Origin of the sequence: Dissulfurirhabdus thermomarina (assembly GCF_012979235.1) — a bacterium.
GTDB lineage: Bacteria > Desulfobacterota > Dissulfuribacteria > Dissulfuribacterales > Dissulfurirhabdaceae > Dissulfurirhabdus > Dissulfurirhabdus thermomarina.
In genome coordinates this window covers 639,085-664,888 of the sequence record NZ_JAATWC010000001.1, presented here as the reverse complement: position 1 = coordinate 664,888, position 25,804 = coordinate 639,085, and the positions used below count along the sequence as shown (strand labels likewise).

At 72.4% G+C, this 25,804-nt stretch carries 23 protein-coding genes; 3 read left to right on the top strand and 20 right to left on the bottom strand.

Annotated elements, in window-relative coordinates; all coding sequences use genetic code 11:
- Window positions 1-253: 253 nt before the first annotated feature.
- A complete protein-coding gene (locus HCU62_RS03195) occupies window positions 254-1,291 on the top strand; it encodes an NHL repeat-containing protein (RefSeq protein ID WP_163297692.1) in 1,038 nt (345 codons plus the stop codon).
- A 90-nt stretch (window positions 1,292-1,381) separates the two neighbouring features.
- Here HCU62_RS03195 and HCU62_RS03190 read toward each other — a convergent pair whose 3' ends face one another.
- The 5 genes from HCU62_RS03190 to recC all read right to left on the bottom strand — a co-directional run bounded on the left by HCU62_RS03190 (window position 1,382) and on the right by recC (window position 12,591).
- Window positions 1,382-2,275, bottom strand: a complete 894-nt coding sequence (locus HCU62_RS03190; protein ID WP_163297693.1) for a hypothetical protein — start codon at window positions 2,273-2,275, stop codon at window positions 1,382-1,384.
- Window positions 2,276-2,321: 46 nt separating this feature from the next.
- Window positions 2,322-3,038, bottom strand: coding sequence for a cytochrome C (locus tag HCU62_RS03185; protein ID WP_169755418.1), 717 nt, complete (start codon window positions 3,036-3,038; stop codon window positions 2,322-2,324).
- A 583-nt stretch (window positions 3,039-3,621) separates the two neighbouring features.
- The gene (gene recD, locus HCU62_RS03180; RefSeq protein WP_163297695.1) at window positions 3,622-5,376 is read right to left on the bottom strand and encodes an exodeoxyribonuclease V subunit alpha; all 1,755 of its coding nucleotides are present in this window, start codon (window positions 5,374-5,376) and stop codon (window positions 3,622-3,624) included.
- On the bottom strand, window positions 5,373-8,876 hold the full coding sequence (recB, locus tag HCU62_RS03175) for an exodeoxyribonuclease V subunit beta (protein WP_169755417.1): 3,504 nt from the start codon (window positions 8,874-8,876) through the stop codon (window positions 5,373-5,375). The genes recD and recB overlap by 4 nt, the downstream gene beginning before the upstream one ends.
- 508 nt (window positions 8,877-9,384) lie before the next feature.
- Entirely contained in the window at window positions 9,385-12,591 is a 3,207-nt protein-coding gene (gene recC, locus HCU62_RS03170) for an exodeoxyribonuclease V subunit gamma (protein ID WP_169755416.1), read from the bottom strand.
- 312 nt (window positions 12,592-12,903) lie between these two features.
- Between recC and HCU62_RS03165 the strand changes: the two genes are divergently transcribed.
- Together HCU62_RS03165 and HCU62_RS03160 are read left to right on the top strand one after the other, a co-directional pair.
- Window positions 12,904-13,560, top strand: coding sequence for a DUF2238 domain-containing protein (locus HCU62_RS03165; protein ID WP_163298109.1), 657 nt, complete (start codon window positions 12,904-12,906; stop codon window positions 13,558-13,560).
- Window positions 13,561-13,677: 117 nt separating this feature from the next.
- Window positions 13,678-14,337, top strand: a complete 660-nt coding sequence (locus HCU62_RS03160; RefSeq protein ID WP_163298108.1) for a nitrite/sulfite reductase domain-containing protein — start codon at window positions 13,678-13,680, stop codon at window positions 14,335-14,337.
- 81 nt (window positions 14,338-14,418) lie between these two features.
- On the opposite strand, the gene cydB is transcribed toward HCU62_RS03160, so the two are convergent.
- The 15 genes from cydB to HCU62_RS03085 form a co-directional block, all read right to left on the bottom strand.
- Entirely contained in the window at window positions 14,419-15,441 is a 1,023-nt protein-coding gene (gene cydB / locus HCU62_RS03155) for a cytochrome d ubiquinol oxidase subunit II (protein WP_163298107.1), read from the bottom strand.
- Between the two features lie 18 nt (window positions 15,442-15,459).
- A complete protein-coding gene (locus tag HCU62_RS03150; RefSeq protein ID WP_163298106.1) occupies window positions 15,460-16,773 on the bottom strand; it encodes a cytochrome ubiquinol oxidase subunit I in 1,314 nt (437 codons plus the stop codon).
- A 92-nt stretch (window positions 16,774-16,865) separates the two neighbouring features.
- On the bottom strand, window positions 16,866-17,567 hold the full coding sequence (locus tag HCU62_RS03145) for a DVU0298 family protein (protein WP_163298105.1): 702 nt from the start codon (window positions 17,565-17,567) through the stop codon (window positions 16,866-16,868).
- On the bottom strand, window positions 17,564-17,887 hold the full coding sequence (locus HCU62_RS03140) for a hypothetical protein (protein ID WP_163298104.1): 324 nt from the start codon (window positions 17,885-17,887) through the stop codon (window positions 17,564-17,566). Before HCU62_RS03140 ends, HCU62_RS03145 begins: the two co-directional genes overlap by 4 nt.
- A gap of 41 nt (window positions 17,888-17,928) precedes the next feature.
- Window positions 17,929-19,122 carry an FprA family A-type flavoprotein gene (locus HCU62_RS03135; RefSeq protein ID WP_163298103.1) on the bottom strand — a complete coding sequence of 398 codons (1,194 nt, stop codon included), beginning with the start codon at window positions 19,120-19,122 and terminating at the stop codon, window positions 17,929-17,931.
- Window positions 19,123-19,203: 81 nt separating this feature from the next.
- The gene (rd, locus tag HCU62_RS03130; RefSeq protein ID WP_163298102.1) at window positions 19,204-19,362 is read right to left on the bottom strand and encodes a rubredoxin; all 159 of its coding nucleotides are present in this window, start codon (window positions 19,360-19,362) and stop codon (window positions 19,204-19,206) included.
- 55 nt (window positions 19,363-19,417) lie between these two features.
- A complete protein-coding gene (locus HCU62_RS03125; RefSeq protein WP_163298101.1) occupies window positions 19,418-19,642 on the bottom strand; it encodes a rubredoxin in 225 nt (74 codons plus the stop codon).
- A gap of 36 nt (window positions 19,643-19,678) precedes the next feature.
- Window positions 19,679-20,197, bottom strand: coding sequence for a ferritin (locus HCU62_RS03120; protein ID WP_163298100.1), 519 nt, complete (start codon window positions 20,195-20,197; stop codon window positions 19,679-19,681).
- 13 nt (window positions 20,198-20,210) lie between these two features.
- Window positions 20,211-20,588 (bottom strand): desulfoferrodoxin, encoded by a 378-nt coding sequence (locus HCU62_RS03115; protein WP_163298099.1) that lies wholly within the window; start codon window positions 20,586-20,588, stop codon window positions 20,211-20,213.
- A gap of 66 nt (window positions 20,589-20,654) precedes the next feature.
- On the bottom strand, window positions 20,655-22,184 hold the full coding sequence (locus HCU62_RS03110; RefSeq protein WP_163298098.1) for a multiheme c-type cytochrome: 1,530 nt from the start codon (window positions 22,182-22,184) through the stop codon (window positions 20,655-20,657).
- A gap of 29 nt (window positions 22,185-22,213) precedes the next feature.
- Window positions 22,214-23,587 carry a multiheme c-type cytochrome gene (locus HCU62_RS03105; RefSeq protein ID WP_163298097.1) on the bottom strand — a complete coding sequence of 458 codons (1,374 nt, stop codon included), beginning with the start codon at window positions 23,585-23,587 and terminating at the stop codon, window positions 22,214-22,216.
- A gap of 33 nt (window positions 23,588-23,620) precedes the next feature.
- On the bottom strand, window positions 23,621-24,223 hold the full coding sequence (locus HCU62_RS03100; protein ID WP_163298111.1) for a peroxiredoxin: 603 nt from the start codon (window positions 24,221-24,223) through the stop codon (window positions 23,621-23,623).
- Window positions 24,224-24,289: 66 nt separating this feature from the next.
- Complete coding sequence (rbr, locus tag HCU62_RS03095) at window positions 24,290-24,868, bottom strand: rubrerythrin (RefSeq protein WP_163298096.1); 579 nt, start codon at window positions 24,866-24,868, stop codon at window positions 24,290-24,292.
- Between the two features lie 86 nt (window positions 24,869-24,954).
- Window positions 24,955-25,350, bottom strand: coding sequence for a Fur family transcriptional regulator (locus tag HCU62_RS03090; protein ID WP_246325180.1), 396 nt, complete (start codon window positions 25,348-25,350; stop codon window positions 24,955-24,957).
- 166 nt (window positions 25,351-25,516) lie between these two features.
- The gene (locus HCU62_RS03085) at window positions 25,517-25,777 is read right to left on the bottom strand and encodes a ComEA family DNA-binding protein (RefSeq protein ID WP_163298094.1); all 261 of its coding nucleotides are present in this window, start codon (window positions 25,775-25,777) and stop codon (window positions 25,517-25,519) included.
- Window positions 25,778-25,804 lie beyond the last annotated feature (27 nt).

Below are 25,804 nucleotides of genomic sequence, written 5' to 3'. Positions count from 1 at the left end.
GGAATGTCCCGTTTCATGACGGCCGAAGCCTTAAAAAATGCAAATATATTTATATTTAACCAAAATTTCCCTTTATTGCCCTTTACTTTTTTTCTATACCCGATACGCTCGGATGTCAATAATCCGATGCGACTTTTTCGCCAAAACGCGCTATAAATCAGCCAGGCGACCGGAACCGACCCATAGTGTCGTTATTCTGACTAAATTGAAAGCTGGCCTTGTTGTAAATATTCTTTGATTACAGGAGGTTATCGTGAAGCATGCAGCGATGGCCAAGTTCATGACGGTTTTGATGATGATCCTCTCCGCCCCCCCCGCCCTGGCCGGCGGCGTGACAGTGAAGGCCGTGGCCGAGCTGAAGGTGGACGACTCGGGCGCGCCCATCGGCTTCCCCGGGGGCGTGGCCTACGCCCCGGACACGGGGGAAACCTACGTCCTCAGCGCCAGCCGGGGCCGGGTCGTGGTCTACGACCGGAACTTCTTCCCGCGGGTCTCCGTGGGGGCCGGCCGGGGCCTCGACCACGTCTCCGGCTTCGCCCTGGGGCCCGACGGGCGGCTCTACGTGGCCCAGGGACCGGCGGGACCCGGGACCCCGGCACGGATCGCCGTCCTGGACGCCGCCTTCTTCCCGGTGCGGGAAATCCCCCTCCGGGATCTCCCCGACGCCGCCTCCTTCCTGCCGGAGCACCTCGCCGTGGCCAGGGACGGCCGCCTCTACGTGGCCGGTCAGAACAGCGTCGGCGTCCTGGTCCTGTCGCCGGAGGGCCGCCTGCTCCACCGGCTGACCCCCAGGGACACCCCGCCGGGCAGCGGCGAGCGGCCCGTCCTGGTGCGCGACGTGGCCATCGACGGCGCCAGCCGCCTCTACCTCCTCAGCGAGGAGACCAGCAAGGTCTACGTGTACGACGCGAAGGAGGAATTCCTCTTCTCGTTCGGCCAGAAGGGCGGCTCCTCCGGCAAGATGAGCCGCCCCAGGGGCCTCGCCCTGGATGAGGCCCGGGGCCGGATCTACGTGGTGGACTACATGCGCCACACGGTCCTCGCCTACGACCTCTCCGGCCGCTACCTCTTCGAGTTCGGCGGCAAGGGCTGGGGACCCGGGTGGTTCAACTTCCCCACGGACGTGGCGGTGGACGATGAAGGCCGCGTCCTGGTGGCGGACCTCTTCAACCACCGCGTCCAGGTCCTGGAGGTCCACCCCCCGGCCGAGCCGGCCGCCGGCGCCACCTCGCCCGCCCCCAAGGGGGCCGAGGAGGAAAAGGCGAACTTCCAGGCGGTCCCCTCCCGGTAGCCCGGCACGCCGCCCCATCGAACGCGCGGAGGGCGCGGCCCCGCTCCGGGGCCGCGCCCTCCGTGGTCTCCGTGCCCGCCCGAAAAGCGGCTACTTGGCCAGGTTGTGGGCGATGTTGTGGCACCTGCCGCACTTCGGGTACTTCTTGTGGATGGACGGGTTGTGGGGGGTCTCGCCGTGGCACTCCTGGCACCGCTTGATCTGCCCGTGCCGGGGGTGGCACTTCGCGCAGGTGAAGGCGGAGTGCTTGGTCACCTTGGCCTTCAGTTGCTCGAAGGGTTTCTCGTGGCAGCCGGCGCAGATGACCTTGGGGGTGTCGGCGCCGTAGGTGACCTTGAGCGGGGTGTGGACCGGGTGGCAGGAGAGGCACCCGGCGGTGTCCAGCTTGGCGTCGGGGCTGTGGGACTCGTGGCACTCGCTGCAGTCGGGCTTTCGCCCGTGGCGGTCGGAGTGGCAGTCGGAGCAGGGCTGGTCGCGGTGGGCGCTGGGCGCCGCCTTCATGGCCTTCGGTATCGCCTCGTGGCAGATCCGGCACTGCCGCTCCAGCTTGGCGGGATCGGGCAGGGAGGCCACCGGGCGGTGGGGATCCTGGTGACACGCAAGGCACTGCTGCACCGCCTTCGCCGGCCCGTGGGGCTGGTCGTGGCAGGCGCCGCACTTCGGCATGATGGCGGCGTAGTTCCGCTTCCGCGGGTTGTAGGCGTGGAACTGCTCGTGGCACTCCGAGCACTCGAGGGCCCGGTGCTTTCCGCCCTCCTTCTGCACCCGCCGGAACTGGGAGATGTGGCACCGGGCGCACTCGGCCGTCTCCAGGGGCTGGACTTCCACGTCGTAGGGGCTCCCCCCCTTCGCCTTCGCCTGGACGGCGGCCTCCTGCCGGGCCGGGGCGACCCGCTGCTGCTCCACGCACCCCGTCCCGGCCAGCACCAGGCCGGCCGCCGCCAAGAACACCACCGTGACCGTCTTGCCGATTTCTCGTCTCATGCCCTCTTCCCTTCCCTTCGTGTCGGCGCCGCGCGCCGGTTCTCGGTTACTTGACCAGGTTGTGCGGGTCCATGTGGCAGTCGAGGCACCGCGGGATCATCTTGTGCTGCGCGGGGGGATGGGGCTTCCCGTGGCAGGTCTCGCACTGCGGCACCACCGGGTGGACCCCCCGGTGGCAGAAGGCGCAGGTGAACTGGCCGTGCTTGGTCTTGGTGTTCTTCAGCAGCTCGGCCTCTTCCTCGTGGCACGGCGCGCAGTAGGCGGTGGGCGTCTCGTTGGGATAGCGGATCACCAGGGGCGAGTGCGCCGGGTGGCAGCCGAGGCAGTCCTTGACCTGCTGCCCCTCCACGTGGGCCTCGTGGCACTTGAAACACTCCGGGATCTGGCCGTGCTTCTCGTGGCAGAAGCTGCAGGCCTGCTCGCTGTGGGCGCTCTTGTTCCCGTGGAGCGTCGCCCCCTCCTTGGCGTGGCAGGTCACGCAGGCCTCGGTGACGTTGTCGCCGAAGGTGATGTCGAGGGGCTTGTGCGGATCCCGGTGGCAGGAAAGGCACCCCTTGAGTTCGAAGTGGGCCTTCCCCTTGTGGCACCGGGAACACTCGGGGATGGTGTCCTCCCCCTTCGGAGGATGCTCCCGGTGACAGCCCCGGCACCCCACCGCCCGGTGCTTTTCACCCTTGGCCGCCACCGTGGCCGGCTGCTCGTCGTGGCATTTCACGCAGTCGGCATCCTGGAGGACCGCCGCGGCGGCCATGGCCTGCGCCACAGGAAAATGAAGAACGAGTGAGAATACGAAAGCGAGAAAGACCTTGTGCCTGCCCTTTTCTGTCCTCATCGAAGTCCCCTTCCTCCCGGCTGAATAGCGATTCATTCCATCTCTAGCAAACCGGTTTGACTGCTGTCAAGCCCCCGGGAAGATCTCCGGGGGAAGTGAATCGGCTCTCGACGTTCCTTGCGGGTTCGATTCTCCGGAGTCCGAATTCGCACGAAACAGGCCGCGGATCGGGGCCGCAGCGGGAGCACGGAGCCGCCCTCGCCTGCGGCGGGCGGGGTTCCCCCGGCGTCTCGGCGGGCCGGGCGCGACGAGAACTCGCCCCGCTTCGCGGGGCTCGGACAGTTTCGTCGCGCTCCTTCCGGCCCCGCCATCGACGCCTTCAGCGCCACAGAGGGCGGGGGACGGCAATGGGCCGGAGGACCGTCTTCCGTCCGAGGTAGCTACTTGCTTTCCGGATCCATGGACGTTCAAGAACGGGCCAGATGCGAGGCGACGACAAATATACTCGGGGTATATCGAGGGGTTGCCAGCTTGGCTCGATCCACATGGAACGTCGAAAACCCCGTGAATCCCGTCACGCCCCGCCGGCCGCCCCCCGGCGGAGGGCGTCGGCGAGGCCCGAGGCCCGGCGGGTCGGGCGGGCGGCCGCCGCCCGGACGAGGCCGGGATCGGACCAGACCGCCACCCGGCGGCGGGCGCGGGTGAGCCCGGTGTAGAGGAGCTCCCGGGTGAGGACCTCCGAGGGGCCGTGGGAGAGGACCAGGAGCACCTCGTCGAATTCGGACCCCTGGCTCTTGTGGACGGTGAGGGCGAAGGCCGGCTCGTGGGCCGGAAGCCGCGAGGGCGGAAACCGCCGGAGACCGCCCTCCCCGCCCTCGAAGAAGACCCGGAACTCACCCCCGGCCTCCGGGTCGGGCCAGAAGACCCCCACGTCGCCGTTCCAGAGCCCGGTGACCGGGTCGTTCCGGGTGACCAGCACCGGGAGCCCACGAAACCACGCGGGGCCGCCGGCCGGGCCGGACCGGCCCGAGAGCCGCCGGGCGACGAGCGCGTTCACCGCCTCGGCCCCGGCGGACCCCCGGCGGAGGGCGCAGAGGACCCGGAAGGCCGAAAGCCGCTCCAGTGCCTCCCCCGGCCCCCCGGCCGCCGCCACCGCCCGGAACCGCGCCTCCACCGCGTCGAAGAGCGCCGCCTCGAACCGCCCGGGCGGCGGAAGGGGGCGGAGCACCGCTGCCTCCCCGGCCGCCCCGGACAGGAGCCGCACCGCGGCGTCGCCGTCGCCGTCGCGGACCGCCCGGCTCACGGCGCCGATCCCGCCCCGGGCCTCGAACCGGTGGCTCCGTTCCAGGACCACCACGGCCCCGGAGAGGGGGCCGGCCGCGGCGTCGCAGACGTCGGCGAGGACCGCCCCGGCCTCCACGGAGGCCAGCTGGTCCCGGTCGCCGAGGAGGACCAACCGCGCCCCGGGCCCCAGCGCGGCGGCCAGCTTCGCCATGAGGGGAAGATCCACCATGGAGGCCTCGTCCACCACCACCACGTCGTGGGGGAGGGGCCGCTCCGGCCCGTGGCGGAAGCGGGTCCCGCCGGGGAGCGGGCCGAGCAGCCGGTGGATGGTGATCCCCGCGGCCGGGAGCGCCGCCCGCCCCTCCGGGGGGAGCTCCCGGGCCAGGGCCGCGGCGGCCTCCCCGAGCCGGGCCGCCGCCTTCCCGGTGGGGGCGGCCAGGGCCACCCGGGGGCCGGGCCCCGGACCCGGCCACGCCGCCGCCAGGGCCGCCAGGGACCGGACCGCCGTGGTGGTCTTGCCCGTCCCGGGGCCGCCGGTGACCACGGCCAGCCGGCGGCGGGCGACGGCCTCGGCGGCCCGGCGCTGCGCCGGGTCCGACCCGCCTCCCGGGAAGAGGTCCGTCAGCGCCCCGGCCAGCCGCCCCTCGTCCACCTCGGCCCGGGCCGCGGCCAGCTCGAGGAGCCGCCGGGCCAGGAGATCCTCGTATTGCCAGTAACGGTGGAGGTAGAGGCGCCCGGCGGCGTCGAGCACCAGGGGCGAGGCGGCGCCCGGGGCCCCCACCACGGGGGAGCGGGCGAGGATCCGGGTCCAGGTCTCGAGGTCCGGCGGCGGCCCCCCGGCCCCGGGCGGAAGGTCCACCGCCCCCTCCGCCGCGGCCCGCAGATCCAGGCAGACGTCGCCCGCCGCCACGGCCCGGCCGAGCAGCCATGCCGCCAGCTCCACCTCCCGGGCCCCGCCGGAACGTTCCGCGGCGAACCGGGCGAAGAGGACCGCCAGGTCCCCGTCGGGACGGCCGTCCCGCTCCCTGGGCATCCCGTCCGTCATCCCGCCTCCCCTCCCCGCTCGATGTAGCCGGCCAGCCGCTCCACGAGGCCCCGGTCCGGCCGGGCCCGGAAGATCCCCGCCTCGCCGTCCCGCTCCACGCCCCGCAGGAAGACGTAGAAGACTCCGCCGAATGCACGCTCGTAGTCGTAGCCGGGCAACCGGGCGGCCAGGTGCCGGTGGAGGGCCGCGGTGTAGAGGAGGTACTGGAGGTGGTAGCCGCCCTCCTCCATGGCGGCGGCCAGCGCCGCCGGGGCGTAGTGGGCCCCGGTGGGGCCGAGGTCGTTGGACTTCCAGTCGAGGAGGTGATACCGCCCGCCCCAGCGGAAGACCAGGTCCGCGGTCCCCCGGAGCCAGCCCCCGGCCCGGGCGAAACCGAGCCCCGCCACCGTGCCGGCGAGATCCGCCGGCACCCCCGGGCCGCCGGGGCCCGAAAGCGCCCGGGCGAGCCCCCCGGGGGAGAGCAGGCCCGCCGGCAGGAGGAACTCCATCTCGTGCACCCGGTCCGCCGGGGCCAGCCCCCGGAGCCGGAGGCCGGGGACCGCGGGGTCGAGGGGCGCGGCCAGCACGTCGTCCAACATCCGGCAGACCGCCGGCGTCCAGCCCGGGTCGAAACCCCACTCCTCGAGGGTGCGCCGGACCGCCCCCGCCGCCCCGGCCCCGCCCGCGGCGTAGTCCGCGCGCTCCATCACGGCGTGCAGGCAGATCCCGGCCCGGGTCCCCCGGGGGAAACCGCGGACGTGGTCCCCGGGGGCCGGGGACGACGCCTCGGGGGCGCCGTCCCCGGGCTCGTCCCAGGCCGGGCCTTCCGGTGCGGGCCGGGCGGCCACGAGCGACGTGAAGCTCAGGACCCGCCGCGGGGGAAAGCGCCGCGAAAAGCTCCGGCAGGACGGCTCGGCGGGGACGCAGACGGGCGGCCGGAAGCATTCACCGCCGGGGGCCGGAAGCGGCCCCCAGGCCACGGCCCCCCCCGAGGCGCGGGCGAGCTCCTCGAGGGCCCCTCGGGCGGCCGCCTCACCGCCCTCCCCGCCCGGGACATCCAGGAGGTAGTCCAGGGCGGACCGCGACCCCGGGCGCCAGGCCACGTGGCACCGGGCCCCGGCACGCGTGACCGCCACGTAGAAACGGCGCAGCTCCTCGGCCAGCTCCTCCCGCTCCCACGCCGCCTGCGCCGCCTCCTCGTGCTCCGGCCTCAGCTCCAGGACCCGCTCCCCCCCGGGCCCGTGGCAGAGGGGGAACCGCGCCTCCTCCCGCCGGGGTCCCGGCGGCAGGTAGGGCAAGAAGACCACCGGGAACTCGAGCCCCTTGGCCCTGTGGATGGTGAGGATCCGGAGGGCCCGGTCCTCCGTCTCGGGGCGCAGGACGGCCTCCTCGCCGCCGGGCGGGTCCAGGATCCGGGCCCCGAGCCACTGGAGGAGCCCCTCCGGGCCGAGATCCTCCTCCGACTCGGCCCGGTGGAGCAGCTCCAGGCAGTGGAAGAGGTTGGTCACCCGCCGGGGCCCGTCCTCGAGGCGGAGCAGCCGCGGCACGACCCCCGCCTCCGCCGCCAGGGCCCGGGCGCCGGCCATGACCCCCCGGCCGCGCCAGACGTCGTGGCAGCGGGCCAGCCTGTCCATCCACTCGGCCAGCCCCTCCTCCGGCAGATCCGCCAGTTCCGCCCCCGTGAGCCCCAAGAGATCCGTGGCCAGGGCCCCCTTGAGCCGGTCCGGCCGCGCCGGGGCCGCGGCGGCGGCCAGCACCCGGTAGAGTTCCTCGGCCTCCCGCGAGGCGAAGACGCTCTCGCGGCTGGCGAGGACCGCCGGGACCCCGCGCCGGCGAAGAAACGCGTGCATCCGCGCCGCCTGGGCGTTGGTGGCCACCAGGACAGCCACGTCACCCGGCCCCACGGGGCGCTCCCCGATCCGGGCGCGCCCGGCGCGGCCCGCCTCGAGCAGCCGCACCACCGCCGCCGCCATCGCCTCGAGGAGGGCCGCGCCGTCGCAGTCCGCCCCGGCGATCCAGAGGTGGAGGGCGGCCCCGCCGTCCCCCGCGGCCTCCAGCCCCGGCGGAGGCGAGGGACGGGGGCGGGCGGGGCGAAAGTTGATCCAGTCGAACAGGAAGGGCGCCTCGCGCCGGGCGAAGAGGGCGTTCACCGCCTGGACGAGCCCCCCGGCGGCCCGCCAGTTGGTCCGGAGGGTGGCCGTCCGGTCGCCGGCGTCCGCCGCCGCCTGCCGGTAGGCGAAGATGTCCGCCCCCCGGAAGCGGTAGATGGCCTGCTTGGGGTCCCCCACCAGGACGAGCCGGGTCCCGCCGCCGCCGAAGGCCTTGCGGAAGATGGCGTACTGGAGGGGATCGGTGTCCTGGAACTCGTCCACGAGCACCGCGCGGAACCGTTCCCGCAGGCGCCGCCCGAGGAGGCCGCCGCCCGGGCCCCGGAGGGCCCCCTCCACCCGGGAGAGGAGGTCGTCGAAGGAGAGCAGGCTCCGGGCCGCCCGCCGGCGGGGCGCCTCGGCCCGGACCCACTCCACCAGCCGCCCGAGGAGGCCCCGGAACCGGAGCTCGCAGCAGGCCCCGGCGGCCTCCCGTGCCCGGCAGAGCTCCTCGCACCGGTCGAAGAAGGGATGGGCGGGGGGGCGGCCGCCCTTCTTGACGGCCCCCGCCAAGGTGGAGGCCCGGAACCGCTCCAGCGTGTCCGCCCGGACCAGGGGCGCCCCGGCCGCGAAGTAGGCCCCCACCTGCGCCGCCCAACCGGGGACGGACGCGGGCCGATACCGGTTCCGGTTGAGCCCCTCCGCGGCCTGGAGGAGCCGGCAGGCCCCCTCCCCGTCGCGCCGCCACTCGGCCGCGGCGGCCTCGAAGGCCGCCCGGAGCCGGGCCTCCGCCGCGGCCATCTCGGCCTCGGGGGGATCCGGCGGGACCGCCACCCGGACCGGCGCGCCCCCCGCGGCCCGAAGCGCCAGCCGCCGCAGCGGCGCCGGGTCCAGCCCCCCGCCCCGCCCCGCCAGGTACTGGTGCAGGATGGCCGGCTCCGGCTGCACGTGGCGGCGCCAGAAGTCCTCCACCACCTCGTCGAGCAGCGGCGCCTCCTCCGATGTCACCTCCGCCTCGAAGTCCATGCCGCACTCGAAGGCGAATTCCTGGAGGGCCCAGTGGCAGAAGCCGTGGATGGTGGTCACCGCCGCCATGTCGAGGTCGGCCCAGGCCGCCCGGAGCCGGTCCAGGGCGGCCGCCCGGTCCGGCGACCGCTCGAGGAGGCCGGCCAGGATGCGATCCTCGCCGGCCTCGCCCGTCTCGAAGGCCCGCCGGGCCTCGGCCAGACGGGCGCGGAGCCGGCCGCGGAGCTCCGCCGTGGCGGCCTCGGTGAAGGTGACCAGGAGGATCTCCCCCACCGGGAGGCCCGTCTCCAGGAGGAGGCGCAGGAACAGGGCCACCAGGGTGTAGGTCTTGCCGGTGCCGGCCGAGGCCTCCACCAGGTGGAGGCCGGGCTCGAGGGGCGCAAAGGGATCGAACTCGGGTCTCCTCATGGGCGATCCTGCGCGAAGTCTGCAGAAAAGGGGACGCCACCGGGAGAGGCCGCGGGGAGGCGCGCGGCGCCCGGGGCGCCGCCCCGGCCCGCGCATCTTTGGTGGCCTCGTAAAAAGGCCTCTGAGTGGGTGGCCAAGCAAAGATCGGGCTGTTGCGTGGACTTGGCTCCCCAAGACCCGAATCCGGATGACCAAGGGAGAGGATTCGGCGTCTCGGCGGGGCGGGGGGCGGCGATGGCCCGAAAGGTCCTCTGCGTGGATGGCCAGGCAAGAGCCGCCGCGGCCCATGATCGGCCTCTTGTGCCGTCCCCCGGCACCTGCACGGATGGATAGGCGAAAATCGCCAAGGACAGGCACCACTGAGGATGGCTAAGCGAGAATCGCCAAGGACAAGGCGCGACCATCGCGAGGAACGAGGCGTACTTGAGGCACGCCGCAGTGACGGTGCGATGGGAAGCACCGCCGCCAAGCGTTCCGCTTGGCGATCCCCGCGACGCCATCGACGCCATCATCGTTCCACCGCCTCCATCATGGGCCCGAAGACCGCCGCGGCTACGGCGGCGAAGTCCTCGTCGTCCGGAAAGCCTCGATGGCAGAGCCGATTCCACGGATCTGCCCCCTCGCCCGGCCGCCGGGGGCTCCCCTCCCAGCACCGGCGGGCCTGCGCCAGGGCCCGTTCCCGGTCGCCGGAGCGGGCCGCCGCCTCCGCGAAGGCCAGGGAGCTTTCGGGGAAGAAGGGGACCGGCCGGCGCCACCCCTCCCGGAAGAGCGAGACGAGGCCGGCCAGCGGGACGAGGGGGTCCGCCACGGGGCCGAGCCCGAAGTCGCCCCCTTCCCGGCCCAGGAAGCGGCTCCGCACCCGCGCCCCGGGCCGCCGGGCCTGGACCAGGAGATGCGCGATCCAGAGCCCCACCTTGTCCCGGGCCCGCACCCGCCCGCCCCGGTAGCGGAGGGGGCCGGAGGGCCAGACGCCGTCCACGGCGCCCCGGATGCGGCCCGCCGGGGTCTCGAGGTCCACCTCGAGGGTCTCGGGCCCGGCGCCGCCGGCGGCCTCCCGGACCCGCCCGGCCAGGTGCCAGGCCGCCCCCATGGCCCGCCGGAAGGCCTGCTCGCCGGCGGCGCCGGGGGGAAGGAGCCCCTTCTCCCGGGCCACGGGCAGGTAGTCCAGGGGCGCCTCCCCCCGGAGGATCCAGGCGACGAGGTCTTCCACCAGGCGGAACCGGTCGAGGCCCGAGAGGGTGAACGGCTCCCGGTCGGCCGGCGCCTCCTCGGGGGTCGCCAGGGCGAGCCCCAGGCGCTCCCGGAGGAAGAACTCGGCCGGGCCCCGGAAGAAGCGGTCGAGGTCCCGGACCTCCACCGGCGCCCCGGCCCCTTCTTCGTCGGGCAGGGGCCGGGGGAGGAAGGGCGGGGGCGGCGCCGGCGGGGCGGCGCCGGCCTCCATGGCCTCGCAGGCCTCCCGGGAGAAGGAGAAGAGCGGCCCCTCCCCCGAGAAGTAGTCCGGGTGGAACGGGTGGAGCCGTTCGTGGACCAGGACCTGGTCCCGGACCGGGCCGCCGTCCTCGCCGGCGAAGGCCCGGTCCAGGGCATCGAGGAGTTCCCCCACGAGGGCGGAGGGCGGCCGGAGGGTCTTCTCCCGCGGCTCCCAGCCCACGTAGCTCACGTAGAAGACGTCGCGGGCGGCTAGGAGGGCCTCCAGGAAGGCGAGCCGGTCCTCCGCCCGGGGGTCCGGGTCCCCCGGCCGGGGATCGGCGGCGAGGAGATCGAAGCCGGGAGGGCGGGCCGCCCGGGGGAAGACCCCGTCGTCCATGCCCACCAGGGCCACCACTCGGGCGGGGACCCCCCGGAGCGCCGGGATGGACCCGAAGGTGACGCCCCCGGCCGAGACCGCCTCCCCGTGGCCGCCCTCCCCCAGCCGGGCCGCGAGCCAGGCGCGCACCACCGCCGCGGAGACGGGGCGCCGGGCCCCCCAGACCGTTTCGGCCTCCCGGAGCTCCAGGAGGCGGCGGCGCAGCCGGAGGACCTCCGCGGCCTCGTCCTCGCCGGGCTCGAAGAGGTCCGCCAGGAAGCCCTCGAGGAGGTCGGCCCACCGGGCCGGCGGCCGGGGCGCCGGGAGGGCCTCGGCCGCGCGGAAGAGGCGGTGGAGGCAGGCGGCGCAACGCCCGAGTGCCCGGGCCTCCTCGCCCTCGGCGTCCGCGTAGGGCAGGATCCCGTCGTAGAGCGTGGTCCCGTCGCCCGCCATGGCAAATCCCAGGGCCAGGCGCCGGAGGCCGGCGGCCCAGGTGAAGTCGTCCCCGGCGGCGGCACCGATCACCCGTTCCCGGTGGGCCGCGTCCCGGCCCCAGCGGACCCGGGCGGCCTCGACCCAGCGCCGGGCGGCGGCGAGGTCGCCCTCGTCGATGCCGAAGCGGCGGGCCACCGCCGGCACCGCCATGAAGTCGAGGACGTCGGGGGCCCCGAGCCGCCCACCCCCCAGCTCGAGCAGGCGGAGGAGGGCCCCGGCGACGCCGCCCCGGCCCGGCCCGCCGCCGCCCGAAACGGCATAGGGGATCTCCCCGCCCCGACGCCGGGCCCCGAAGACGGCGTCGATGTAGGGCGCGTAGGCTGTGATGTCCGGTGCCATGACCAGGACGTCCCAGGGCTGGATCTCCGGGTGCGCCTCGAAGACGGCCAAGAGGTTCTCGTAGAGGGCCTCCATCTCGCGCATGGGGCCGTGGCAGGCGTGGACCTGGATGGACCGGTCGGCCCGCGGCACCCGGACCCGGTCGGCCCCCCGCCGCTCCCGCAGGTCGAGGATGTCCCCCTGGAGGCGGGCGAGCATCCCGGCGCCGTCCGGCGCCGCGAAACACTCCGTCTCCGCCGCCGGCAGCTCGACCAGGGCGTCGAAGAAGGGGCGGGCCGCCCGCCCCCAGGAGGCCAAAAGCGGGTGCCCCTCCTCGTAGTGGAGCTCCGGCCCGGCGGCGCCGGAGCGGCGCACCCGGCGCAACCGCTCCCGCTCGGAGACCAGGTCGGTCCAGAACTGCCGGGAGGGATTGGGGACGAAGAGGAGGACCTCGCTCACCCGGCCGAGCCGGGGGACGAGGTCGAGCACCGGACGCGGCAGGAGGGTGAAGCCGAAGAAGGTGACCCGCCGGGGCCAGGGGCCCGGTGCGCCGCCGTCGAGGGCCTCCACCAGGGCCAGGTACCGGGCGGCCCAGTGGTCCGCCGGCGGCTCCCCCAGGGCGAGCCGCCAGAGCCGGGCCTGCCAGCCCCGCCCCCGCCCCCGGCTCCAGCCGAGCACTAGCTCCGGCCGGTAGAGGGCGTAACGCTCGAAGGCGGCCGCCAGCCGCCGCGCCAGGGCGAGGCACCGGCGGCCGTCGTCGTCGCCCTCGAGGTAGCGGGCGACCTCCCCGAACCCCTCCCGGCCGGCCGCCTCGGGCAAGACCTCCACGAGGCGCCAGACAAGGGCCTCGCGGCCGAGGAGCGGCGGCCCGCCGCCCGGGGACAGCCCCCCGGCCAGGTCCGCCACGAGGGCCCCCGGGAAGGGGTACCGGGCGTTGGCCCAGACGCCGAGCCGCTGCGCCAGGCCCGCCGCCGCCCACCGGGCCACGGCCCGCGAGGGGACCACCACGGTCTCGGGCCGCAGGGGGTCGGGATCCGGGTCGTTCCGGAACACCTCCGCCAGGACGTCGAGCAGGACCTCGGGGCGGTTTCCGGAAAAGAGGCGGACGGGGGACATGGGGCCTTTCCCCGGCCGGAAACGCCGGCCGGACTGGTGAAACCATTCTGTCCCGCCCGGGCGGCGGCCGCAAGGGCCTGCTGGCCGGACCCGGCCCGAGGGGCTATGATGGGTCCTGGATCCGTGGGCGTTCAAGAACGGGCCGGGTGCACGGCGGCGAAGTCCCGGGCGACTCGGCCCGATGGCCACTGAAAGCCGCCGCGGATCCAGGGGGACGCATGATGAGTGGATGGCCGGGCGAAGATCGCCGGATGCACGACGCGACCGCCGCGGAAAGCGGGACCTGCCCGGGTGCGCCGCGGTGACGATGCGATGAGAGGCCACGCCGCCATCGGCGGCCTTCGCCGCGCCGGCGGGGAACCCGCCGTCCTGGTCGCCCTGGTCCTGGCCGCCCTCGCGGTCTCGGCCATCCACCCCGCGGACCGCCTCACCTGGTTCCTCGAGGCCTTCCCGGTGCTCGTGGGCCTCCCGCTGGCCCTGGCCACGCACCGGGCCTTTCCCCTGACGCCCCTCCTCCAGCGCCTGCTGGTGCTCCACGCGCTGATCCTCCTCGGCGGGGCCCACTACACCTACGCCAAGGTCCCCCTGGGCTTCTGGCTCCAGGACCTCCTCCACCTGACGCGGAACCCCTACGACCGCATCGGGCACCTGGCCCAGGGCTTCGTGCCCGCCATCCTGGCCCGGGAGGTCCTCCTGCGCCGCTCGCCCCTTCGGCCCGGGAAGTGGCTCTTCTTCCTGGTGGTCTGCGTCTGCCTGGCCGTCAGCGCCTTCTACGAGCTGATCGAGTGGTGGACGGCCCTGGCCGGCGGGGCCTCCGCCCAGGCCTTCCTCGGCACCCAGGGCGACGTGTGGGACACCCAGTGGGACATGTTCTGCGCGCTGATCGGGGCGGTGGCCGCCCAACTCCTCCTGGCCCGGCCCCACGACCGCGCCCTGGCGCGGCTCGGGAGGTCCCGCCCGCCGGCGTGAGCCGGCCGGAAGCGCCGCGGCGCGCGAGGACCGCACCTTGCGGGCCCGCTCCCCGGCGGGCAATATGGGCGGGACGCCGGCCCCGCCGGGGGCCGAGATCACCCCGAGGAGGATCCCATGCTGAAAGACGGAGAAAAGGGCGCCGTGCTCCAGCGCGACAAGACCACCTACGCCATCGTCCCCCACGCCGCCCTGGGGGTGGTGACGCCCGACTACCTGCGCCGCCTGGCGGACACCGCCGAGCGCTTCGGCGCCCAGGCCCTCAAGATCACCAGCGCGGAACGGATCGCCCTGGTGGGCATCCGGGAGGCGGACATCGACGCCGCCTGGCAGATGCTGGGCGAACCCCCGGGTCACGCCGTGGGGGCCTGCGTCCGCAGCATCAAGGCCTGCCCCGGGGCCGCCTTCTGCCGCCTCGGCCAGCAGGACTCCCTCGCCCTCGGCGCCGAGCTCGACAAGCGCTACCACGGCCGCCGGCTCCCCGGGAAGTTCAAGATGGGCGTCTCCGGCTGCATCAACCAGTGCGCCGAGAACTGCATCAAGGACCTCGCCTTCACCGGGAAGGCCAAGGGCTGGACGGTGACCGTTGGCGGAAACGGCGGCTCGCGCCCCCGCCTGGCCGACGTCCTGGCCGAGGGCGTCGACGACGCGGCGGCCCTCGAGATCGCCGAGCGGGTGGTGGCCTACTTCGAGCAGAACGCCAAGAAGGCCGACCGGCTGGGGCGCCTCATCGACCGGGTCGGGTTCGAGGCCTTCCGCTCGGCCGTCCTCGGCTGAGCCCCTGCCCCGGCCCGAACGCAAAGCGGGGCGGGCCCTCGAGGGCCCGCCCCGCCGCCTTCACTCGACCGGGCGAAGGGTTCAGTAGCCTTCCTCGTGCCCCCCGGCCTCCGCCGGCCCGGCGGCGAAGGTCCGGTACGTCCAGGCCTGGTAGGCGATGACCACGGGCACCAGCACCAGGGCCACGCCCAGCATGATCTTGAGGGTCAGGGGGCTCGACGACGAGTTGAAGGCCGTGAGCGTGGCCGCCGGGTCGAGGCTCGAAGGGTAGAGGGCCGGGTAGAGCCCCGCCACCCCGAAGAAGGCGGCGCCGGCGATGGTCACCGCCGAGGCGGTCCAGGCCCGCCACCACCGCCCCTGGCCCAGGAAGAAGCGGGTCGCGAGGAGCGCCGCCACCGCCACGGCCGGGATCAGGAAGAGGGCCGGGGCCGCGAGGTAGTTGGCGTAGAGGGAGGTCGCCTTCCAGCTCGCGGCGAAAAAGGCCACGGCGGCCGCGGCCAGCGCCCACCAGAGGCGCCCCGCCAGGGCCGCGGCCCGGTCCCGGAGCGCCCCCGTGCTCCGGGCGGCCAGCCACAGGCACCCGTGCACCATGAAGAGCAGCACGAAGAGCACTCCACCGAGGAGGCCGTAGGGGTTGAGCAGGGTCAGGAGGCTGCCGTGGAAGACGCCCCGGGTGTCGAAGGGCACGCCCTGGAAGATGTTGGCGAAGGCCACGCCCAGGAGCAGGGCCGGCAGGAAGCTCGCCGCCGACAGGACGAGGTCCCAGAAACCCCGCCACCGCTCGCTCTCCATGTGCCCCCGGTATTCCATGGCGATGCCCCGGAAGATGAGGGCGAAGAGCAGCCACAGGAGGGGGGCGTAGAGGGTGCTGAACATCACCGCGTAGGTGCCGGGGAAGGCGGCGAAGGTGACCCCGCCCGCCGTGATGAGCCAGACCTCGTTGCCGTCCCAGAAGGGCCCCATGGAATTGTAAACGGTCCGCTTCTCCTCCTCCGTCTTCGCCAGCGCGGGCATCAGGGCGCCGAGGCCGAGATCGAAGCCGTCCAGCACGAAGTAGACGGTCCAGAGCACTCCCCAGATGATGAACCAGATGGTCTCGAGCATGGTGAGATCCCCCTTTCCCTAGGCGGCGGGCGCCGGCTCGGGCCCCCTTCGGGCGTACCGGGCCATGAGGTAATAGGCCAAAATCCCCAGCCCCGTGTAGACCCCCACGAAGGCCGCCAGCGAGACGGCGACCTGCGAGGCGGCCACGGGGGAGACCGCGTCCGAGGTCCGCATGAGGCCGTAGACGATCCAGGGCTGGCGCCCCACCTCGGCGAGGATCCAGCCGAGTTCGATGGCGATGTAGGGCAGGGGGATGGCCCAGACCATGATCCGCAGGTAGGTGGGGCTGTCCACCAGGTCGTTCCGCTTGAACCACCCCACCACGGTGAGCAGCACGAAGAGGAGACCGAGCCCCACCATGATCCGGAAGGAGAGGAACGAGACGAGGACGGGTGGGCGCTCGTCGGCGGGGAAGTCGTTGAGCCCCTTCACCGTGGCCTTGGGGTCGTGGTAGGCGAGCAGGCTCAGAAAGCCCGGCAACCGGCCGATCTCCACGGCGTTCCGGCCCGCCGCCTCGTCCGGGACGAGAAAGAGGGTCATGGGCGCGCCCTCGGTGGTCTCCCAGAGGGACTCCATGGCGGCGAGCTTCGTGGGCTGCGCCTCGGCCACCTCCGCCCCGTTGAGGTGCCCCTGGACCACCTCGAAGATGGAGAAGACCAGGGCGAAGACGAGCCCGATCCGGAAGGACCGGGTGAAGAAGGGGACCTCGTTCCGGCGGAGCAGGTGCCAGGCGCTCACCCCCATCACGAAGAAGCCCGAAAGGATGTAGGCCCCGCTCACGGTGTGAAGGAACTCGACCCAGGCGAACTTCTGGGTCACCACCGCCAGGAAGTCCGCCAGCTCCGCCCGGCCGTTCCGGAGCACGTAGCCCACCGGGTGCTGCATCCAGGCGTTGGCGATGAGGATCCAGATGGCGGAGAAGGTGGACGCCCCGGCCACGAGCCACATGGTGAGGGCGTGCATCCGGGGCGAGAGCCGCTTCCAGCCGAAGATCCAGACCCCGATGAAGGTGGACTCCAGGAAGAAGGCCAGGGTCGCCTCGATGGCCAGCAGCGACCCGAAGATGTCGCCCACGTAGGCCGAGTACCGGGACCAGTTGGTCCCGAACTGGAACTCCAGGGTGATCCCCGTCACCACGCCGATGGCGAAGTTGATGAGGAAGAGGCGGCCCCAGAAGCGGGCCATCCGCCGGTACTCCTCGTCGCCCGTCCGGACGTAGCGGGTCTCCATGACGGCCACGAGGACCGAAAGGCCCAGCGTGAGCGGCACGAAGAGAAAGTGGAACAAGGTGGCGGCGGCGAACTGCAGCCGCGACAGCATCAAGGCGTCCATGGTCTCGGGTCCCTCCTTTCCGTCTTCCGTGGTTCCCGGCCGGGCCCCTCCCGGCCGATCCCCCGTCCCTTCGGGGCGTCCCTTTCAGCCAGTCAGTTCCCATCCAGGGCCGCCTCGGCCAAGCGGCCCACGGTGACCTCCTCGAACCGGCCCCCGCGGAAGAGTCGAAAGACCGCCCCGTCTTCCCGCAGGGCCTCCAGCGCCGCCCGGGCCTCTCCCGGACCCGTCCCGGCCAGCACCCAGGCGGCCAGGCCCCGCAGGGCCGGATCCGCGGCCCGCAGGAACGGGGCCGCGTGGCGGCCCGCATCGAGGGCCCGCGCGAGGTCCGGCCGGGCCTCGGCCAGGCGCCCCACCCCCCAGAGGGCCCCCCGCTGGAGCGGCGGGTACTCGAGGAAGTTCCCGTCCTCCCGGATGTAGGAGACCAGGATGGGGGCGTATTCCTCCGCCAGGCCCTCGTGCCGCGCCAGGATCTCGCCCATGGCCTCGGGGGCGCCCCAGCCGATGCCCCCGGACTCGTCGTTGAGGCTCCACATGAGGCGCCGGACCACCACCCGGGCCGCCTCCGGGTCCTCGGCGGCCAGGCGCGCCGTGACCTCGCCCAGGGCCCGGACGGCCCCCCACCGCACGCGCTCGTCCCCGTGGCAGAAGAGGCCCACCAGGGGGCTGACGGCCCGCCGGGGCGGCAGGCGCCGGATCTCGGCGAGCGCCCGATCGGGCTCCTTCTCCAGGAGCGACGCCAGGCGGCGCCGGAGCCCGCCCCGGGCCGCGCCGCCCGCCCCCGGGGCCCTCCTCACTCCATGTGCTCCATCTCGCGGCCGCAGCAGAGCGGTACCGAGGCGCCCTCCGCCACGTCCATGTACTTGTTGCAGACGGTGCAGACATAGGTGCCCGCCCGGGCCTTCCGGTCCGAGAAGGCGGTCTTGCCCCCGGGGACGCCCTCGATCAGGAAACGGGCGAGCCGTTCCTTGACCGGGACGTATTCGCCGATGGGGACGAGCTTCTTCCCCTCCTGGGCGCAACCCACGATCACCCGCCAGAGCACCTCCAGGGCGGCGGTCTCCGCCTCGGTCTCCGGCCGCATCTCCACCACGTTCCGGTCCACGTCGATCCGCATGTCACTTCCGTCCTTTCTTTCTTGCGTCGCGCCGCCGGCCCTCAAAAGGCCTCTTTCACCGAGCGGCCCACCTTCCGGCCGAGCTCCACGCAGTCGCGGAGGGAGTCGTGGGTGGGGACGTACTTGATCCGGACCCCGGGGTCCACCACCTGGAACTTCATCTCCTCCATGGCCTGGGTCATGAGCTTCACCGCCTCCCCGCTCCAGCCGTAGGACCCGAAGGCGGCGCCGAGCTTGTTCGCGGGCCGGAGCCCCTTCATGTAGGCGAGCATGCCCGCCATCCGGGGCAAGAGCCCGTTGTTGAGGGTGGACGAGCCGAAGACCAGGGCCTTGGCCCCGAGGACCTCGGTCATGACGTCGCTCCGGTGACACGCCCGGAGGTTCATGATCCGGACCGGGACGCCCTCGTCCTGGATGCCGTCGGCCACGGCCTTGGCCATCTTCTCGGTGCTGTGCCACATGGTGTCGTAGATCACCACGGCCCGGGGCTCGCCCTCCTGCCGCGCCCAGCGGCCGTAGGCCTCGAGGATCCGGCCCGGCTCGCGCCGCCAGATGAGGCCGTGGTCCGGGGCGATGACGTCGATGGGAATCCCCATCTCCTGCACCGAGGCCAGCAGCTTGGTGACCAGCGGGGAGTAGAGGAGGAGGATGTTGGCGTAGTACTTGGCCGCGTGGTCCATGAGCTCCGAGGTGTCCACCTCGTCGTCGAAGCGCTGGCTCGTGGCCCAGTGCTGCCCGAAGGCGTCGCTGGAGATGAGGACCCGGTCCTCCACGAGGTACGAGAACATGCTGTCGGGCCAGTGGAGCATCCGGGTCTCGAGGAAGCGGACGGTCCGGGCGCCCAGGGAGATCTCGCCCCCGTTGGGGACCACCTCCAGGGGCCAGTCCTCCCGGTGGTAGTGGTCGATGAGGGCCTTCTTCCCCATGGCGGAGCAGAAGACCTTCTCGGGCCGGATGCGGTCGATCACCTCGCCCACGCACCCCGAGTGGTCCATCTCCACGTGGTTCACCACCAGGTAATCAATCTTCGACGGGTCCACGATGTTGTGGATCCGGTGGAGGAGGTCGTTCTTGAAGGGCGCACGGACGGTGTCGAAGAGGGTGATCTTCTCGTCCATGACGAGGTAGGCGTTGTAGGTGCTGCCCTTCCAGGTGGAGTAGCCGTGGAAGTCCCGGATGTTCCAGTCCACGGCCCCGACCCAGAAGATGTCCTTCTTGATCTCAACAGGCTGCATGGGTCACGTCCTTTCTCTCCTGTCGCGCCGGGCCGTACGTCCCCGCCCCCCCCCGGGGGGGCGGGGGGCATCCCGGGCCTCTTACTCGCACTCGAAGGCGTCCTTGGCCGCGCCGCAGACCGGGCAGGTCCAGCCATCGGGAAGGTCTTCGAAGGCGGTGCCGGGGGCGACGCCGCCAGCGGGATCGCCTTCTGCGGGGTCGTACACGTAGCCGCACACACTGCAGGTACACTTCTTCATGGATCGCTCCTTGTCGCTTTGTCGCTTTCTTCGCTTTCCGGGGGTGCCCCGGGGTTCAGGCCCGGGCGGCGGCCTTGTCCGCCTCCGCCACGGAGCCCGGCCCGGCCAGGGGCCGGAAGTTCTCCTTGCTCGCGCCGCAGACCGGGCACCGCCAGTCGTCGGGGAGGTCCTCGAAACGGGTCCCCTTGGGGATCTTCCCCTTCCGGTCGCCCCGGTCCGGGTCGTAGATATAGCCACAGTTGAGAGTCTGGCACTGCCACATCTCTTCGGGTGCCGCCATGGTGCTGCCTCCGTCGTCCTTTCGTCACGCCGGGGCTCAGGCCCCGGCCGCCTGCCCGGGCGGGGTGAAGACCCGCTGCCCGAGCTCGTTGTCGATCATGAGCAGCCCGCCGGCGGCATCGCCGGCGAGCCGGAGCTTCTTGACCACGGCGCTGGCCGAGGCCTCCTCCTCCACCTGCTCGGAGACGAACCACTGGAGGAAGATCTGGGTGGCGTGGTCCCGCTCCGCCACGGCGAGGTTCATGAGGTCGTTGATGAGCCCCGTGACCTTCTGCTCGTGGGCGTAGGCGTCCTCGAAGGCCGCCAGCGGCGAGTCCCACTCCGTGGGCGGCGCGTCGATGGCCGAAAGGCGGACCCGCCCGCCCCGCTCGTTGATGAAGTCGTAGATCTTCATGGCGTGGGCCACTTCCTCCTGGGTCTGGGCCCGCATCCAGGCCGCGCAACCGGGCAGATCCACCGACTCGAAGTAGGCCACCATGGAGAGGTAGAGGTAGGCGGAGTAGAGTTCCGCGTTCACCTGGCGGTTCAAGGCCGCCTCCATCTTCTCGCTCAGCATCCCGGCCACCTCCCTATGCCTTCCACAGCCCGTGGAGGTTGCAGTACTCGCGGGCGGTCACGGAGGCGGCGTCGATGCGGAAGAAGGCCTCCGGGGCGTCGCCGGGTCGGAGGAACTTCCGGCAGGTCCGGCCGTCGTCGGTGACCACCTGGATCCACTCGATGTAGTGTTTCTCCTCCATGGGATGCGGGACACTGCCCACCTTCACCAGGAAACCACCCTCCCGCTTCTCCACCACCGGGACGTGCTTCTCCTGCGCGGCGTCCACGGTGTTGGCCTCGAAGCGCTTCATGGGCTGGTTGCAGCAGACCAGTTCGCCGGCCCCCTCATGGACCATCTCCACGATGTTGCCGCAGACTTCGCACTTGTAGATCTCGAGCTTCTTCGTCATCGGGACTCCTCCTTTTCCTTTCGCGGCGGCGGCGCCGTTACGCTGTCGTCCGGGGTTCGACCGGTCTCACCAGAGCCAGCCGCCCTTGTGCTTCTTGAGCTTGAAATCCAGCCAGTCCTTCATCGCCTGGAGGTTCTTCGCCTGGACCCACCGGCCATTGGCGAAGACCCCGTAGTCCGCCCCGCCCATGGCGGCGGCGAAGCGGACGGAATTGCCGTAGAACAACCATTGCTCCACCCACATCTTCTCGATGGCCTCGTTGAAGATGCTGTCCTTCTGCTCGAGCCCCTTGGCCGCGCCCTCGTCCCAGGCCCGGAGGAGGATCCGGGTGGCCGCCAGGGTCATGGCGTTGGTGGTCTCGATGGCCCGGTCGAAGCGGGCGTAGTGGCCCTCCACCCAGCCCCGGCTGTGGCAGGCGCGGCAGACGGCCTGCATGGCGGCCCGCCGGCGGGCCTGCTCGTCCTTGTCGATGAGGAAGGCGGCGGCGGGCTCGCCGGTGAGCTCCGTGGGCAGCGGCAGCCCGGCCCGGTTCCGGATGACGGTGGTGTCCGGCGACTTCGGGTGCGCGTGGGCGTAGACGAGCCCGAAGATCCGCCAGCCGATCCGGTCGTTCATCCGGTGGCTCCGGCGGGCCACCACCTCGCCCTCGTCGGTGACCACCAGGCTGGCGTGGCAGGTGGCGCAGGTGGGCGCGGTGAAATCCCGCCCCACCACCCAGGGGACGGCGGAGAAGTTCCACTCCTTGCCGACGGAGGCGAAGAGGTTGCCGTGCTTGCTCACCTGGTAGACCTTGTAGGCCGGGACGTCCGGGCCCTTGTGGCACTGGCCGCAGGTGTAGGGCTTGCGCGCCACCTCGATGGAGAACCCGTGCCGGGGATGGCAGGAGGTGCAGGCCCCCAGGGTCCCGTCCGGGTTCACCCGGCCCACCCCCTGGTTGGGCCAGCCGGTGAGGATGGGGAAGTCCATCTCGCCGAGGTCGGTCTCCACGGTCCGCGTCCCGGCCACCTTGACCTCCGTCCCGTGGCACGAGAAGCAGGAATCGGCGAGGGTGAGGTCGTCGGGCGACTCCAGCCGGGTCCCTTCCTCCGTCACCACCTGGACCCCGTCCGTGGTCTCCACCAGGTTGTGGTAGACGGGATTGGCGTGGAGGTTGCCGTAGGCGTGGGACATGATGTTCTGGTCGTACTGCGCCCGTTCCTCCGGGTGGCAGGCGGCGCAGTCGGCCGGTGTCACCACCACGTGGACGCGGTAGCCGTTGTGGTCGAAGGTGTCGGCGTGGGCGTCGGGGTTGGCGGTGTGGCACTCGGCGCACCCCACCACGGTCATCCGGAGCCCCGGGGGCACCTGGTCCGCGGAGACCCGGCGCTCGAGCGCCGGCCGCTCCAGGGCGGCCATGGGGGTCGTCGCGGCGTGCCGGCTGGCCTTCCAGTCGGCCACGATCCCCGGGGTGGCCACGGCGTGGCAGGAGAGGCACTCCTCGGTGGCCTCGCTCACCTCCGGCGCCGCGGCGGCGGCCCCCGCCGCCGGGATGACCGCCACCAAGGCGGCGGCCGCCAGGGCCGTCCATCCCCTTGCAGTGTGGAATCTCGGTCTCATCTCTTCGCCTCCTCCAGCGTCGTCGTTCCTCATCGGCCCGGGCCTTCCACGGTGAGACGCAGCTCGGCGGTGTTCACCCGGATCGGCGCCGCCTCGTCGGCGGGCAATTCCAGGAGCCGTGCCACGGCGGCCGGGACCTGGGCGTACTTGAGCTCGGCCCGGACCCGGAGTTCACCCGGCGCCGCCGTCTCCGGGACCCGCCAGGTGTAGGTCTCGATCTTCGTCTCCCGGGGCCCGATCCGGTAATCCACGCGGGTATTGTCCGCCGTGTACCACTGGCAGATGGTCATCCGGCCCTTGGGGTCGAAGAAGGGCCGCCGGAAGATCCGGGAACCCGCCGGGGCCGGGGCGTCCCGCTCCACCCCGTCGAAGCCGCGGATGCCCAGGATCTCGCCCATGGCCACGTAGGCCCGGGCCGCCGGGTCCGCCACGGTGTAGGCCTCGCCGGCGAAACCCTTCCGGTCCACGGGGAGCCGGTAGGTGCGGCCCGCGGCGTCCACCGCCGTGACCTCGAGCCAGAGCATCCGCTCCTCGGTGGAGCCCGTGGGGATGAAGTGACCGGCCTTGCCGTTGAAGAGCGCCACCCGGATCACCGCCGTCCCGCCGGGACGCACCTTGGGCCGTTCCGCGTAGAGGGCCACGTCCACGGCCCCGGCGAGCTTCGAGGGGACGTGGGAGCCGTGGAAGTTGTGATGGGCGACGTCGGCGCGCTCCCGGCCGCCCCGGGCGGCCTTCCCGGGGGCCCGGTACATGTGGCAGTCCTGGCAGCGCGTCCCCTCCCGGGCGTAGGGACCGGCCTTCCACTCGCGGTAGGTGCTCTTCACCCAGGCGCCGTAGGGGCTCTGTTCATCGTGGCAGGTGGCGCAGAGCTCAGGGCTCCGAACGAAGTCCGAGCGCTGCACCCGGTGGTACGGGGAGCGGCCGTCGCCGCGCCCCCCGCGCTTCACCTTGCCCGGGGCCAGTTCATAACTGAAGTTGAAGGGCTCGGCCGCGGAACTGCCGGTGACGGTGTGGCAGACGTCGCAGGTCACCCCCTCGTTGGCCCGGGTGCCCTCGCCGGCGGGCTTCGGGGGGATGTCCCCGGCCAGGAAGGCCAGGGGCGCGTGGCAGGCGATACAGCCCGATCGGACCCCGGCCACCTTGGGCTCAGTGCCCGAATGCGGCAGGGCGAGGCGGAAGTACTCCGCCTGGTCCCAGGGGTGGGTGAAGGACTGGGCCATGAGGCTCTGTTCCCACTCCTCGAAGATCCGGGGGTGGCACCCCCGGCACCGCGCGGCCCGGTCGAAGGCCGCGTAGGGATGGGACCCCGGCGCAGCCGCCGGCGCCTCGCCGCCTCCCACGGCCAGGGCGGCGGCGAGGGCCGCCAGCACCACCCGTATCCCGTTTCCGACTGCGCGCTTCATGACCGCCTCCTCTACCCCGCCCAAAGTTTCGCCTCAGGCGCCCTTGGCGTGGCGTGCCAGGTACGCCGCCACGCCCTCGGCCGTGGGCTTCATGGCCTCTTCCCCCTTGTGCCAGTCGGCGGGACAGACGTCGCCGTGGGCCTCGTGGAACTGCAGGGCGTCCAGGACCCGGAGGGCCTCGTCCACGCTCCGGCCGATGGGAAGGTCGTTCACCAAGGCATGACGCACCACGCCCTCCCGGTCGATGAGGAACAGCCCCCGCAGCGCCACCGCCTCGTCGTGCAGCACGCCGTAGGCCCGGGAGATCTCCTTCTTGAGGTCCGAGACCAGGGGGTAGCGGATGGCACCGATGCCGCCCTGCTCCACGGGGGTGTTGCGCCAGGCGAAATGGGTATACTCGGAATCCACGGAGACGCCGATGACGTCGCAGTTCCGCTCCTGGAACTCCGCCAAGCGCCGGTCGAAGGCGATGATCTCCGACGGGCAGACGAAGGTGAAGTCCAGGGGATAGAAGAAGAGGACCACGTAACGGCCCCGGTAGGCCGAGAGCGAAAGGTCCTCGATGGTGCCCCCGGGCATCACGGCCTTTGCCGTGAAATCGGGGGCCGGGCGGGTGACGATGGTGTCCATGGCCATCTCCTCCTCAGATCCTTCCATCCAACTTCGACGGTAGTGGACTCGGTGCCGGTGTCAAGCCGCCGGTCACCAGTTCTCGGCCAAGAGCTCGAAGTAGTCCCTCGGGTGGGCGCAGGCCGGGCACTTTTCGGGCGCCTCCTCCCCCTCGTGGAGGTAGCCGCAATTCAGGCACCGCCACGTGGCCTTTCCCTCCCGCCGGAAGACCCGGTCCTTCTCGATGTTGGCCGCCAGCGCCCGGTAGCGCCGCTCGTGCTGGCGTTCCGCCACGGCGATGGCCTCGAAGACGGCGGCGATCTCCGCAAAGCCCTCGGCCCGGGCCACCTCGGCGAATTCCGGGTACATCCGGGTCTGCTCGTAGTTTTCACCCGCCGCGGCGGCCAGGAGGTTGTCGCGGGTGGTGCCGATGGTCCCCGCCGGGAAGGCGGCGGCCACCTCGACCTCCCCGCCCTCGAGCATCTTGAAGAGGCGCTTGGCGTGCTCCTTCTCCTGGTCGGCCGTTTCCGCGAAGATGCGGGCGATCTGGACGTAGCCTTCCTTCTTCGCCTGGCTGGCGAAGTAGGTGTAGCGGTTCCTGGCCTGCGACTCGCCGGCGAAGGCGGTGAGGATGTTGGCCTCGGTCCGGGTTCCCTTGAGACTCTTTTCCATGGCGTGACTCCTCCGATAAGCGTTCTCGGCACCCGGCCGACGGGCCGGGGCCTGGTTTTCGTCGCTTCCCCTCGCCGCCGCCCCGGTCACGATCCGGCGCCGGGCCCCTCCGCGCCCCGGCAGGCGGGGCAGACCCCCCGGAACTCGAGGCGGTGGGCCAGCAGCCGGTACCCGGTGACCTGTTCGAGCCGGGCCTGGGGGAGGTCCACCGGCGGTATCCCGTGGACGTCGTCCACCCGGCCGCACCGGACACACCGGACGTGGTAGTGAAGGCCCGGGTCCCCGTCGTAACGCTTCGGGCCGCCGGCCACGTCGAGCCGCTGGATGAGGCCCTCCCGGGCCATGAGCTCCAGGTTCCGGTAGACCGTGGCCAGGCTGATCCTCGGGATCCGTTTCCGGACCATCTCGTAGACCTCGTCGGCGGTCGGGTGGGTGGTGACGCCCCGGAGCTCCTCCAGGATCACCGCCCGCTGCCGCGTCATCTTGAGGGGAGGGCGAATATCCATAATTCAAAAATGATAATTGTTACTATCATCAATCCAGGCGGTTGTCAAGCCCCCCGGAACGTCGTGCAGGAAAGGCGCCGGGCCGAGAAGAATCAGGTTACAGGGGCCCGCGGGGAACTGCCCCGCATCGGGACCGGCGGCATCAGTCGCCCGAGACCGTCACCTCTCCCTCGAGGCGCTCGATGATCCGGGGACCGATGCCCTTGACGCGGCGGAGGTCCTCCACCGAGGTGAAGGGACCGTGGCGCTCGCGCTCGGCCACGATGGCCCGGGCCTTGGCGGGCCCGATGTAGGGCAGCTGCTCGAGGGCGGCGACGTCCGCCGTGTTCACGTTGACCGCGGCCCAGGCCGCGGCGGAGAAGAGGAACAACAAGACAAAGGCCAGCGACAGGATCTTCTGCATGGAATCCACCTCCAACGGGTCGGCGGC